Raw genomic sequence first — 13,538 nt, 5'->3', positions numbered from 1 at the left:
AGTAGGTTTTTGTATGTATTCAAAACAGTGGACACGTATCATATTGATTACTTCTCCATTTGCTATAGCACTGTCGCTTTTGCTTTCAATCCTTTATGGAGCAAAGCATCTTAGCACAGATATTGTTTTTACATCTCTTATTCATTTCGATCCGGGAAACACAGACCATCAAATTATATGGCATTCTCGGATTCCAAGGGCTGCCGGCGCTCTGCTCATAGGGGCAGCCCTTGCTGTTTCTGGAGCGCTTATGCAAGGCATTACGCGCAATTATTTAGCTTCGCCCTCCATTATGGGCGTTTCAGATGGTTCCGCGTTTATCATCACGCTCTGTATGGTTCTGCTCCCGCAATCATCGTCGATTGAAATGATCATTTATTCTTTTATCGGCTCAGCGTTAGGGGCTGTGTTAGTATTCGGCCTTGCCGCCATGATGCCGAACGGATTTACCCCCGTGCAGCTCGCCATCATCGGCACAGTCACAAGCATGCTGCTCAGCAGTTTATCAGCGGCCATGTCGATTTATTTTCAAATTTCTCAGGATCTCAGTTTCTGGTACAGTGCCAGACTTCATCAAATGAGTCCGGATTTCCTGAAGCTTGCCGCTCCGTTTTTCCTGATTGGCATCATAATGGCCATGTCTCTCAGCAAAAAGGTGACTGCCGTATCCTTAGGCGATGACATTTCTAAAAGTCTGGGCCAAAAGAAAAAAACCATAAAAATCATGGCGATGCTTTCCGTCATTATTTTAACCGGCAGTGCCGTAGCGCTGGCCGGAAAAATTGCGTTTGTTGGTTTGGTTGTTCCGCATATCACGAGATTTCTCGTCGGCTCTGATTACAGCAGGCTGATTCCGTGTTCCTGTATTTTGGGCGGAATCTTTTTAACCCTGTGTGATCTCGCAAGCCGATTTATCAACTATCCGTTTGAAACACCGATTGAGGTCGTAACATCCATTATCGGCGTACCTTTCTTCCTTTATTTGATTAAACGAAAAGGAGGGGAGCAAAATGGCTAAAAAATATGCATTGTTCATCGTTTTGATTCTCGTTGTCAGCTATTTCAGCTTAACGAGCGGATCATTTTCTGTTCGTCCGGCTGAGCTGCTCTCCACTCTTTTTCAAATCGATCCGAATCCGCAGTATGAAATTTTGCTGTTCGATCTAAGACTTCCGAGGGTTGTCATGGCTGCTATAATCGGACTCGGTCTTGGCATTGCAGGCGCTGTCATCCAGGCCATCACAAGAAACGGGCTTGCTGACCCGGGAATTCTCGGAATCAACGCAGGGGCAGGAGCCGGTATTGTGGCGTTTATGCTCTTGTTCCAAGGCCAGAAGGAAGTGACATCCATAGCTGCAGCGATGGGGATGCCGCTCTTTGGATTGATAGGCGGGCTCATCGCGGCGCTCCTGATTTACATATTTGCATGGCACAGAGGCAATTTAGATTCAGGAAGAATTATTCTGGTAGGAATCGCGATCAATTCAGGATTCAGCGCCCTTTCTTTGTTTTTATCATTAAAAATGGACCCGCAAGACTATCAAATGGCCATGGTGTGGAAAAACGGAAGCATCTGGTCTGCCAACTGGACGTATATCACAGCCGTTCTTCCGTGGATGCTGCTGTTTATACCGATTCTTATTGCCAAATCCCGCTTGCTCGACACCATTCGTTTTGATGAAGACACAGTCAGAAGCCTTGGCATATCATCAAATAAAGAAAAAACCATCCTGCTCGTCGCCTGTGTAGCAATCATCAGTGCCTGTGTCTCCGTAGCGGGCAGCATGGCGTTTGTCGGCTTAATTGCTCCCCATATTTCACGGAGGCTGTCCGGCGTCGAACATCGCTATATTCTGCCACTGAGCGGTTTAATCGGGATGCTGCTTGTGATAAGCGCAGACTTTGCAGGAAAACTGTTTTTTCAGCCCGCGGAAGTGCCCGCAGGCATCATTTTGGCGATCCTCGGTGTTCCTTATTTCTTATATTTGCTTTTTAAGCAAAAAAAGGGGGAGAATGCTTGAAAGGATCTCTTTCAGAACACAAAACCGGCAACAGGAGGTTCACACTGTACCTCCCTCCTTCCTACAGCGCAGACAGCGGGGAATTCCCTGCTGTCTATGTGCAAGATGGCCATTCTTTGTTTCACGGCCAAATTGAATTATTAGAAAGCATGTTTCAACAGCAAAGGCTCCCTGAACTTGTACTAATTGGTATCGAACCTGAAAATCGGCTTGATCAATACACGCCATGGCCGGCTGCATCACTCAGTGATCGGTTCCCGGACTTCGGAGGCATGGGATATGACTATCTGTCTGACATGACAAACCGGTTCATTCCGTTTATCGAAGAAAACTGGAACATCGCCAGGAAACTGCAATCAAGAGGAATGATCGGCGCCTCATTAGGCGGCCTCATCTCAATGTTCGCCTTATTAAAGTATCCGTCAGTGTTTGGGAAAATAGGTTCTATCTCAGGTTCATACTGGTACGAGAACGCAGCGGAAACCATTCATATTTCTTCTTTAACACCCGGCACTGCGCGTATTTTTATGTCTGTCGGCAGTGAAGAAGGCCGTGGAAAGCAATCCATTCAGCGGCATATGCTGAATAAAACAAAGCAAGTTCACCAAAGTCTAAAAGAAAAAGGCTTCACTGAAGACCAGCTTTGTCTTTCAATCGAAAAAGGGGCGGTGCACCACCGCAAGTATTTCTGCAAACAGTTCATCACCGCTCTCGAATGGCTATACGGAAAAAACCGCTCAATCCAATGAGCGGTTTTTTCATGCTTTCTGCAAAACAGGTTTTAATTCAAAACGATTCAGCATATAGCCAAACAAAGCAGCCAATATCTGCTGGAACAGCATGCCGATCACAACAGGAACGGCAACCTGAGACGGGAAGAACGTAACGGCAAGAACTGCGCCGGCACTAATATTCCTCATGCCTCCCGTAAATATAAGAGAGACTATTTCCTCTTGGCGCCTTTTCATCATTTTTCCGATCAGCCAAGCAGCGGCATAGCCTGTTAACGCGATAAAGAAGACCGTTACAGCTATTCCTGCAAATCTCAAATCAATGGCTTTGAAATAAGGAGCAATCGCTGAACTGTTAATCGCAATCACTGCCATCAAGCAAAGCTTTGAAAAAGGCGACAGCGCGCTGCTCACAGATGCAGTTCGTTCAGGAGATGACATCTGATTAAACAGCATGCCCAGAAAAGAAGGAATCACGACCATTACAATCAGGCCTTTCATCATTCCCCACACGTCCATATGAACCTGAGCGCCTGCCAGCAATGAAAGGCTCAGCGGTACGATTAGCGGTGACAGCACAGTATCAACTAAGATAATCGAAAGCGTCAAACCGACATTCCCTTTGTACATCGCTGCCCAAATCAAGCTTGTAATCCCAGTAGGAATTACGACAGCCAACGTTAAACCAGTGATCGTTAAAGGGTCGCCTTTAAAGATAAGATGGCCGCTGCCCCAAGCAAAAAGCGGCATAAAAATATGAAGAACAAATAGTGCAAGAATCATAGGAAGAGGGTGAGATAATGCATGTCTCAAAGATTGAAAGTTCGCGCTTAAACTGCCTGCAAACGTAATAAACGCAAAGATCCAAGGCACTGCGCTTTCATATCCATTTAAAAATTGAGACAACAGCACGCCCAACACCACACTAGTCGGGGTTAAAAGCGGCATCACCCTCCCCAATACACGGTTCAGCTTCTGAAGCATCATATGCAAGTCCCCTATTTTAAATTTCTCTTCTCTCTATTATATCAATGCTGCTTAACCGTATGTTATATAAAAAAGCCCAGATCTCGTTAATCTGGGCTTCCCTATTTTATGCCATCTGTTTCATTAGAGACTTACTCGCTTTATTCAAACCTTTTAACTCGGCTTCAATGCCTTGTTCTTTAAACTTCGCAACAATCTTATCAAGTGCTGCCGCTCCAGAATCATCCCATACATGAGCTTCAGTTAAGTCAATCACGACCCGCTCAATATCCTCTTGATAAATAAACGCATTTGCAAGATCCGTCACTGACGCAAAAAAGATCTGCCCCTTCACTTGATAGGTTCTAAGCTTTTGATCCTCTGCATGAGAAACGATTTTCAGCTTCGAGATTTTTGCCACAAAGAACACGGCACTTAAAAGAACGCCGACAAATACACCCTTAGATAAGTCATCCGTCACAACAACCGTTATCACAGTCACAACCATGACAATCGAGTCCGTGAGCGGCGCTTTTTTAAGTCCTTTTAAAGAAGACCAATCAAATGTGCCGACAGACACCATAACCATTACAGCCACTAACGCAGCCATTGGGATTTTCACCACGACATGACTTAACACCGCAATTAAAAACATCAGAAAAGCACCGGCCACAAATGCTGACAAACGTCCGCGCCCGCCCGCTTTTGTATTAATGACAGATTGTCCGATCATAGCACAGCCTGCCATGCCGCCAAAGAATCCGGTCACGATATTCGCAATTCCCTGTCCTCGGCTCTCTTTATTTTTATCACTGTCCGTATCCGTCATTTCATCAATAATCTGTGCTGTCAGCAAAGATTCAAGCAACCCGACAAACGCTAAAGCAATCGAATAAGGAAAAATAATTTGCAGTGTTTCAAAGGTTAACGGAACATCAGGAATTAAGAAATGAGGCAACGAACTAGAAATATTGCCCATATCGCCAACCGTCCGCACATCAACATGGAAAGTGACCGCAATAATTGTCATCACAATAATCGCAACAAGCGGGGACGGAACAGCAGTCGTAAACCTCGGCAGCACATAAATAATAACAAGCGACCCGGCAAGCATCGCATACATACTCCAAGAAGCACCTTCAAACTGAGGAAGCTGCGCAGAGAAGATAAGGATCGCCAGCGCATTTACAAACCCGATCATGACAGAACGCGGGATGAATTTCATTAATCTCGCTATTTTACTGATACCTAAAATCACCTGAATAATGCCTGTCAAAATCGTAGCCGCAAATAAATACTGAAGCCCATGATCAGCAACCAGCGACACCATAACGACTGCCATTGAACCAGTCGCAGCTGAAATCATGCCAGGTCTGCCGCCAAAAATAGAAATAATAATGGCTATACAAAATGACGCATATAGACCGACCATCGGATCCACACCGGCTATAATAGAAAAGCCGATCGCCTCAGGAATTAATGCTAACGCAACCAAAATGCCAGCAAGAATGTCTTTTCGGATATTCCCGAACCATTGCTGTTGTAATGTAAAACTATTATTCAAATATAACGACTCCTTCTTATAAAAAAATAAATCCGCACCATATCTATTGTATTGGGAGCTTTTTTTATTTCACGGGAGAAAATGAAAGAAAAACGACCGGGGAAAACGGGGAAACGTTGAGTATATTGTATTGAGGCAAGGAGTTGTCACCAAGGAGTATCATAATAAATTTTCATCAATTACGCAAGATGAATGCTGAAGAAAAAAATGGCTCAAACATAGTCTGAGCCATTTCGCTGGATTATATCATATCCGGATGAGACACAAGAATCGTTTTAATGGCAGTAATATCTTTTCTCTCATTTGGCAACGCACCTATACCCATCAATTCCTGGATGGCAGCCTCGTAGTTCTCAAGCGGAGTTTTCTCCGTAATTAATTCAGAAAGCTGAGGCATGTCCGCAGCACATGATACCGCATCCTCCATAATTTGGCGCGCCTCTCCGGTTCCAACAATCGTCACACCGTTAGAAAGCAGCTGGAAAGGCCTGATTTTCATCTCATACGTATCATCAAATCCCATAGGCACAAGTCTTCCGCCCTTGTTAATTAACGGATATGCCCATTCAAGCTGATTACCGATCGCGTCAAAGATCACGTCAAATGTTCTCCCTTGGTTAATCCGTTTGACCTCATCTACCGTTAAATCCTGAGGGTGATAAACATAGTCAGATATTCGGCGCGCCGCTTCTGAACGGTACTCACCAACCTCGGTCGCAACTGTCAGCCTAGCGAGTTTTTTTACCATGATTTGAACAAGCAGTCCAATCGGCCCTGAACCTAATACCAGTACAGAATCGTCAGGTTTGATAGCAGCCCGCTCAATCACATTTAATACACAAGAAAGCGGCTCAATTAAAGTGGCTCGTTCCCATTCCATAGCGTCCGGGATTTTATACATAAATCGGTCCTCGCCCACATAATAATCGGCAAATGTGCCATGTGCCCCTAATCCCAGCTGCCAGTCTTCAAATGTTTCACAATAACAAGTTAAACCTTTTCTGCAATAATAACACTTCCCGCAAAACTGAGTCGGATCGATCACCACACGATCACCAGGCTTAACGTTTTTAACCTCAGGTCCTGTTTCAGTCACCACGCCCACAGATTCATGACCAAGGATCATACCGTGAGTCGCGCGCATCTTTCCTTTTAGAACATTTAGATCCGTTCCGCAGATGCCTGTCCCGTATATTTTTACTTTTACATCGTTCATTTTTTTAATTTGAGGTTCTTCTACTTCTTGCAATTCCAGCCGTTCATTAGGAGTCCAGACCAACGCTTTCATATGTCTCTTCCTTTCTGTCCCAGCGAATTTGATCCAGCAGCTTCTGATGCAGCTCCTTCGTTGACGCGGCGATGCATGACTGCTGGTTATTGTAGCTAAGATCCGTCAGAAGTGTGTCATCCAAGGACTTTCCATACGCGTCAGTAATGACAACACCCGCTTTTTTCGCCAAAAACACACTTGCGGCAATATCATAAGGAAACAGATGCAGAACCTGCCCATTTCCTACAGCCTGAAAATCTTTTAGCAGTGCAGGATCGTCCTTTAATAAACGATTGCCGATATCCACATAGGCATCCATCTGCCCTGTGATAATTCTGGAGATAGAATATGAAGCGCTATTGAAAACAAAAACGCCTCCATTATTCGCTGACTGATCTATCAAATGACCGTACGCATCAATCATCAGATGCGAGGGATGCCCATTAAACTCAAGGCTCCAAAACATATGTTTAATGTCTTCCACCTTGCTCAGGTTTGGCAGGGTGCCACGATAGCCTTCATAATAGATCCCCTCAGAATAAACATCCGCGTACATATAGGCTCCTGTTTTCAGCTCTAGCAGAAAAGCAAATTCAATATCCTTAATTTTTGCGTCAGGCTTGTACGCTGCTAATGCGATAGAGATACAAGACATTTCAAGACCTGCAGCTGCCGGACGCGTACCGTCAATCGGATCAACAATCAAAATATATTGAGGATTTTCTCCAAATATCTTCAATCCCCCATCTTCCGTATAAAACGCGACTGACTCCTTTTTGCTTTGCACATAATCCAGCACTGCGTTCTCAGCAGCCGCATCAATATTAAACTGTGCATCTCCGCCTGGGGAGTACCCGTTAACTAACCGGTTTTTCAGTGTTCCTTTCTGACCCTTTACTTCCTCATAAACAAATTTTCCAAGCTCTACAATATATTCTTTCACTTGATATCCTCCAATAGCTTACGAAGTTTGAAACAAAGTACCTCAGCCTCACTAAGCGTAATCGTGAGAGGCGGACGGATTTTAAATACATTTCCGAATCCGTAACGGGAAGTCCGTAAAATTAACCCATAATCCATAGCCCGTTTTGCAATATAATTGGTCAGTTCTACATCAGGCTCATTATTCTCTTTTACAATTTCAACGCCGATCATCAAACCTACGCCTCTGACGTCAGCAATAAAGGTAAATTCTTTCTTCATGTGCTCTAAAGAATCCATAATGTAATTCCCGACAATTGTTACATTTTCTAAGAAGCCAGGACGCTGCATGATTTCGATGGTCTTACAAGCCGCTGCCGAGGCCATCACATTTGAACCATAAGTAAATGAGTGATTATGGCCGGCTAATCCCATGTACTTATCCTCTGTAAGTGTAGCGGCAACCTGGAACCCCGTGCCGCCCAAACCTTTCGCGACCGTCATCATATTCGGTTTCACATCAAAGTAATCAGCGGCAAACATCTTGCCTGTACGGCCGAATCCAGTTTGAATTTCATCAAAAATAAGCGCGATATCATGCTCATCACAGAGCTTTCTTAATTGCTTAAAGTATTCCTTAGGCGGAACGATGTTTCCTCCATTACCGGAGATCGGTTCAATAATCATCGCGGCAATTTTTCCGTTGCTCGCATATTCGATAAAGTCATTAATTCTTTCTACACAAAGCATTCCGCATGAATCTGGTTTCTGATTGTAAAAACAACGGTTGCAATAGGGGTCAGGCACCTGCAAGCCAAAAGAAAACTGAGGGGGGAACGGCTCTCTTCGAAACGAATTTCCGGATAACGCAGACATCATATACGTTTGGCCAAGATGGCTTCGGAATAAAGAAATGACATCTGTTTTCCCTGAATAGTTTTGAGCCATTTTGATAGCTCCTTCATTCGCGGCAGAACCGCTGCTGACTTTGGGGTGAACTTTCGTGAGATTGTCGGGGGAGATTTCTACAAGTTTTTCAGCTAGTTTATTAACGGCGTTGGTTTGGTAGGATGAAGTGACATGTATCAGCTGGTCAGCCTGTTCTTTGACTGTATCAATAACTTCTTTATTGGTATAACCCAAATTCAAATTGAAAGTAGCAGAAGCACAATCAATATACTCATTGCCCTCTGAGTCGTATAAATAAATGCCTTCTCCTCTTTCCATGACAACATCATCCACTTTGTAATACAAACTGTCTGGATTCGTAACTTCTTTAGTCCCCACTATCAACACCCCTATTTAATAAAATATGTAAAACTCGTTAATCATCGTATGAATTCTAGAAATTAATGTCAACTAGTTAAATAGTAAAAATTGTTAATTATTTGTTAACGTTTGCATAGGGGGTTCCTATTTAAACAGCTTATGTTAAGATAGAAATAAATGGATTTATTGTAAAAAACTAAATATAAACTACATAAACGCTTATTTTGCTGCCAGTCCTATCATAAAAATTGTAGAGAGTATTATTTTTATCAAAGGAGATTAATGAATGAAAACTCGTTTACTGTGGATTGGATGTTTATCTTATGGGTCGATCGCCTTTACTCTCGTTATACTTGGAGCCGTCCTGCCGGAATTACTTTCCCATTACGCCCAAAGCTACAGTAATGGCGGTGTATTAGTTTTTTCACAATTTATGGGGTTTTTAATCGGCGTATTAGGGATGCCTTATGCTGTAAAAAGAATGGGACGCAGAAAAGTCGTTGTAATTGGGCTAGCCATGATCAGCTGCGAGTTGTTTATTTATTTCCTCCCTCCATGGCCGCTGCTCTTTCTTCTTGTCAGTATGGCTGGACTTGGGGCTGGGCTGGTAGAATCCTGTGTAGGAACAATCATCCTAACAGCAATTAAAGAAAAACAAGCAATCGCTATGAGTAAGATGGAAGTAGCATACGGTTTAGGGGCACTTTTCATGCCATTGCTGTCTGGTTTTTTAATCAGCAATCATGTATGGGCATTGGCTTTTCTTGTATTGGGGGTAAGTTCATTTCTTTTAATGGTTGTTTGGAGCCGGATGAGTTTTGGCAGTTTAGACGATTTACTCAATCGTCAAACAGACACCTCGGCCGATGGAAAGCAACAAGCACCTACAAGTTTTCGAAAGCATGGCTTACTGTTTATTTGTTTAGCAGCTGCTTACTTCTTTTTTTATGGAGGCAGTGAAGTATCAATTGTTCACTTTATCCCTTCTATCTTTGCTGAGAAATGGGATATTTCAAACTCCTTAGCAACCATAACGGTAACAATATATTGGATCGGTATGATCATTGGCCGTTTACTGACCGGGCCGGTTTCCGAAAAATTAACCTATCATCGTTATCTTAGGCTGATAAATATCGGCGGCCTCATTTCACTCTGTATTTTGGCAATCAGCAAAACAGCTTTTGCTGGGTTTGTTCTTTGTTTCTTCTTAGGATTATTTATGGCCGGCATGTTCGCCATTGCTTTAATTATCACTAATCAATTTTACCCTGGAAAAACCGAACAAACGACAAGCATGCTGCTCGCTGCCAATGGATTAGGCGGCTCTATCCTGCCAATCGCAGTCGGATGGAGTCTAGATGAGTTTCCCGTACAAACTGCATTTTGGTTATTTACAACGCTCATGTTGATCATGCTTGCGATTGTATTGGTATTAAAAATGTTAGAGAACTTAAAAAGCAGAAAGCTCAATAAAATGGATACCGACGAAAACAAACCGGTACAGATATAAAACAAAAAACCCAACTCAATGAGTTGGGTTTAAACTTGCTTGGCGGCGTCCTACTCTCACAGGGGGAAACCCCCGACTACCATCGGCGCTGAAGAGCTTAACTTCCGTGTTCGGTATGGGAACGGGTGTGACCTCTTCGCTATCGCCACCAAACAAATTGAGAGTGTTCTCTCAAAACTAGATAACAGGTATAACATCATTCAAAATGTGGTTAAGTCCTCGATCGATTAGTATCTGTCAGCTCCATGTGTCGCCACACTTCCACCTCAGACCTATCAACCTGATCATCTTTCAGGGATCTTACTTCCTTGCGGAATGGGAAATCTCATCTTGAGGGGGGCTTCATGCTTAGATGCTTTCAGCACTTATCCCGTCCGCACATAGCTACCCAGCGATGCCCTTGGCAGAACAACTGGTACACCAGCGGTGCGTCCATCCCGGTCCTCTCGTACTAAGGACAGCTCCTCTCAAATTTCCTGCGCCCGCGACGGATAGGGACCGAACTGTCTCACGACGTTCTGAACCCAGCTCGCGTACCGCTTTAATGGGCGAACAGCCCAACCCTTGGGACCGACTACAGCCCCAGGATGCGATGAGCCGACATCGAGGTGCCAAACCTCCCCGTCGATGTGGACTCTTGGGGGAGATAAGCCTGTTATCCCCGGGGTAGCTTTTATCCGTTGAGCGATGGCCCTTCCATGCGGAACCACCGGATCACTAAGCCCGACTTTCGTCCCTGCTCGACTTGTAGGTCTCGCAGTCAAGCTCCCTTGTGCCTTTACACTCTGCGAATGATTTCCAACCATTCTGAGGGAACCTTTGGGCGCCTCCGTTACCTTTTAGGAGGCGACCGCCCCAGTCAAACTGCCCACCTGACACTGTCTCCCCGCCCGATAAGGGCGGCGGGTTAGAAGGTCAATACAGCCAGGGTAGTATCCCACCGATGCCTCCACCGAAGCTGGCGCTCCGGTTTCCAAGGCTCCTACCTATCCTGTACAAGCTGTACCAACATTCAATATCAGGCTGCAGTAAAGCTCCACGGGGTCTTTCCGTCCTGTCGCGGGTAACCTGCATCTTCACAGGTACTATAATTTCACCGAGTCTCTCGTTGAGACAGTGCCCAGATCGTTGCGCCTTTCGTGCGGGTCGGAACTTACCCGACAAGGAATTTCGCTACCTTAGGACCGTTATAGTTACGGCCGCCGTTTACTGGGGCTTCAATTCGCACCTTCGCTTACGCTAAGCGCTCCTCTTAACCTTCCAGCACCGGGCAGGCGTCAGCCCCTATACTTCGCCTTACGGCTTCGCAGAGACCTGTGTTTTTGCTAAACAGTCGCCTGGGCCTATTCACTGCGGCTCTCTCGGGCTTGCACCCTAACAGAGCACCCCTTCTCCCGAAGTTACGGGGTCATTTTGCCGAGTTCCTTAACGAGAGTTCTCTCGATCACCTTAGGATTCTCTCCTCGCCTACCTGTGTCGGTTTGCGGTACGGGCACCTCTCACCTCGCTAGAGGCTTTTCTTGGCAGTGTGGAATCAGGAACTTCGCTACTATATTTCGCTCGCCATCACAGCTCAGCCTTATGGGAAACGGATTTGCCTATTTCCCAGCCTAACTGCTTGGACGCGGATATCCAATACCGCGCTTACCCTATCCTCCTGCGTCCCCCCATTGCTCAAATGGTGAGGAGGTGGTACAGGAATATCAACCTGTTGTCCATCGCCTACGCCTTTCGGCCTCGGCTTAGGTCCCGACTAACCCTGAGCGGACGAGCCTTCCTCAGGAAACCTTAGGCATTCGGTGGAGGGGATTCTCACCCCTCTTTCGCTACTCATACCGGCATTCTCACTTCTAAGCGCTCCACCAGTCCTTCCGGTCTGGCTTCACAGCCCTTAGAACGCTCTCCTACCACTGTTCGAAGAACAGTCCGCAGCTTCGGTGATACGTTTAGCCCCGGTACATTTTCGGCGCAGAGTCACTCGACCAGTGAGCTATTACGCACTCTTTAAATGGTGGCTGCTTCTAAGCCAACATCCTGGTTGTCTAAGCAACTCCACATCCTTTTCCACTTAACGTATACTTTGGGACCTTAGCTGGCGGTCTGGGCTGTTTCCCTTTCGACTACGGATCTTATCACTCGCAGTCTGACTCCCAAGGATAAGTCATTGGCATTCGGAGTTTGACTGAATTCGGTAACCCGGTAGGGGCCCCTAGTCCAATCAGTGCTCTACCTCCAAGACTCTTACCTTGAGGCTAGCCCTAAAGCTATTTCGGAGAGAACCAGCTATCTCCAGGTTCGATTGGCATTTCACCCCTACCCACACCTCATCCCCGCACTTTTCAACGTGCGTGGGTTCGAGCCTCCATTCAGTGTTACCTGAACTTCACCCTGGACATGGGTAGATCACCTGGTTTCGGGTCTACGACCACGTACTCATGCGCCCTATTCAGACTCGCTTTCGCTGCGGCTCCGCATCTTCTGCTTAACCTTGCACGGGATCGTAACTCGCCGGTTCATTCTACAAAAGGCACGCCATCACCCGTTAACGGGCTCTGACTACTTGTAGGCACACGGTTTCAGGATCTCTTTCACTCCCCTTCCGGGGTGCTTTTCACCTTTCCCTCACGGTACTGGTTCACTATCGGTCACTAGGGAGTATTTAGCCTTGGGAGATGGTCCTCCCGGATTCCGACGGAATTTCACGTGTTCCGCCGTACTCAGGATCCACTCAGGAGAGAACGAAGTTTTGACTACAGGGCTGTTACCTCCTATGGCGGGCCTTTCCAGACCTCTTCATCTACCTCGTTCCTTTGTAACTCCGTACAGAGTGTCCTACAACCCCAAGAGGCAAGCCTCTTGGTTTGGGCTAATCCCGTTTCGCTCGCCGCTACTCAGGGAATCGCATTTGCTTTCTCTTCCTCCGGGTACTTAGATGTTTCAGTTCCCCGGGTCTGCCTTCTCATATCCTATGAATTCAGATATGGATACCACTCCATTACGAGTGGTGGGTTTCCCCATTCGGAAATCTCCGGATCAAAGCTTGCTTACAGCTCCCCGAAGCATATCGGTGTTCGTCCCGTCCTTCATCGGCTCCTAGTGCCAAGGCATCCACCGTGCGCCCTTTCTAACTTAACCGTTAAAAAGAATCACTATGTGATATCTTGTATTACTAATTGAATGTGATGTCTACTGTTATCTAGTTTTCAAAGAACACGTTTCGAAGGAATGATCCTTCAAAACTAAACAAGACAGGGAACGTTCTGTTTATAAGACCCAAGGTCTTATA

General features: G+C 45.6%; 9 protein-coding genes and 2 rRNA genes. 4 read left to right on the top strand and 7 right to left on the bottom strand.

Features of this window, described 5'->3' with window-relative positions; all coding sequences use genetic code 11:
* Positions 1-13 precede the first annotated feature (13 nt).
* The 3 genes from JQX68_RS01055 to JQX68_RS01045 are packed head-to-tail and all read left to right on the top strand — an operon-like array spanning position 14 to position 2,770.
* Positions 14-1,018, top strand: a complete 1,005-nt coding sequence (locus JQX68_RS01055) for a FecCD family ABC transporter permease (RefSeq protein ID WP_014662557.1) — start codon at positions 14-16, stop codon at positions 1,016-1,018.
* Positions 1,011-2,021, top strand: a complete 1,011-nt coding sequence (feuC, locus tag JQX68_RS01050; RefSeq protein ID WP_014662556.1) for an iron ABC transporter permease FeuC — start codon at positions 1,011-1,013, stop codon at positions 2,019-2,021. Before JQX68_RS01055 ends, feuC begins: the two co-directional genes overlap by 8 nt.
* Positions 2,018-2,770 (top strand): alpha/beta hydrolase, encoded by a 753-nt coding sequence (locus JQX68_RS01045; RefSeq protein ID WP_147772824.1) that lies wholly within the window; start codon positions 2,018-2,020, stop codon positions 2,768-2,770. Before feuC ends, JQX68_RS01045 begins: the two co-directional genes overlap by 4 nt.
* A gap of 9 nt (positions 2,771-2,779) precedes the next feature.
* On the opposite strand, the gene JQX68_RS01040 is transcribed toward JQX68_RS01045, so the two are convergent.
* The 5 genes from JQX68_RS01040 to JQX68_RS01020 form a co-directional block, all read right to left on the bottom strand.
* Positions 2,780-3,700 (bottom strand): bile acid:sodium symporter family protein, encoded by a 921-nt coding sequence (locus tag JQX68_RS01040; protein WP_080478297.1) that lies wholly within the window; start codon positions 3,698-3,700, stop codon positions 2,780-2,782.
* A gap of 145 nt (positions 3,701-3,845) precedes the next feature.
* On the bottom strand, positions 3,846-5,282 hold the full coding sequence (locus JQX68_RS01035) for a SulP family inorganic anion transporter (RefSeq protein WP_069148843.1): 1,437 nt from the start codon (positions 5,280-5,282) through the stop codon (positions 3,846-3,848).
* Between the two features lie 241 nt (positions 5,283-5,523).
* Positions 5,524-6,570: a zinc-dependent alcohol dehydrogenase gene (locus tag JQX68_RS01030; protein WP_147772823.1), complete on the bottom strand. Its 1,047-nt coding sequence runs from the start codon at positions 6,568-6,570 to the stop codon at positions 5,524-5,526.
* Positions 6,545-7,495, bottom strand: coding sequence for an inositol monophosphatase family protein (locus JQX68_RS01025; protein WP_147772822.1), 951 nt, complete (start codon positions 7,493-7,495; stop codon positions 6,545-6,547). The genes JQX68_RS01030 and JQX68_RS01025 overlap by 26 nt, the downstream gene beginning before the upstream one ends.
* The gene (locus JQX68_RS01020) at positions 7,492-8,760 is read right to left on the bottom strand and encodes an aspartate aminotransferase family protein (protein ID WP_014662550.1); all 1,269 of its coding nucleotides are present in this window, start codon (positions 8,758-8,760) and stop codon (positions 7,492-7,494) included. The genes JQX68_RS01025 and JQX68_RS01020 overlap by 4 nt, the downstream gene beginning before the upstream one ends.
* Positions 8,761-9,028: 268 nt before the next feature.
* Between JQX68_RS01020 and JQX68_RS01015 the strand changes: the two genes are divergently transcribed.
* The gene (locus tag JQX68_RS01015; protein WP_147772821.1) at positions 9,029-10,252 is read left to right on the top strand and encodes an MFS transporter; all 1,224 of its coding nucleotides are present in this window, start codon (positions 9,029-9,031) and stop codon (positions 10,250-10,252) included.
* Between the two features lie 37 nt (positions 10,253-10,289).
* Here JQX68_RS01015 and rrf read toward each other — a convergent pair.
* Together rrf and JQX68_RS01005 are read right to left on the bottom strand one after the other, a co-directional pair.
* A 5S ribosomal RNA gene (gene rrf / locus JQX68_RS01010) occupies positions 10,290-10,405 on the bottom strand.
* Positions 10,406-10,459: 54 nt separating this feature from the next.
* A 23S ribosomal RNA gene (locus tag JQX68_RS01005) occupies positions 10,460-13,387 on the bottom strand.
* Positions 13,388-13,538 lie beyond the last annotated feature (151 nt).

It is taken from the genome of Bacillus sp. LJBS06 (assembly GCF_016924995.1).
GTDB lineage: Bacteria > Bacillota > Bacilli > Bacillales > Bacillaceae > Bacillus > Bacillus stercoris.
Note: the sequence above shows the minus strand (reverse complement) of the source record. Positions and strands in the feature narration are given on the sequence as shown.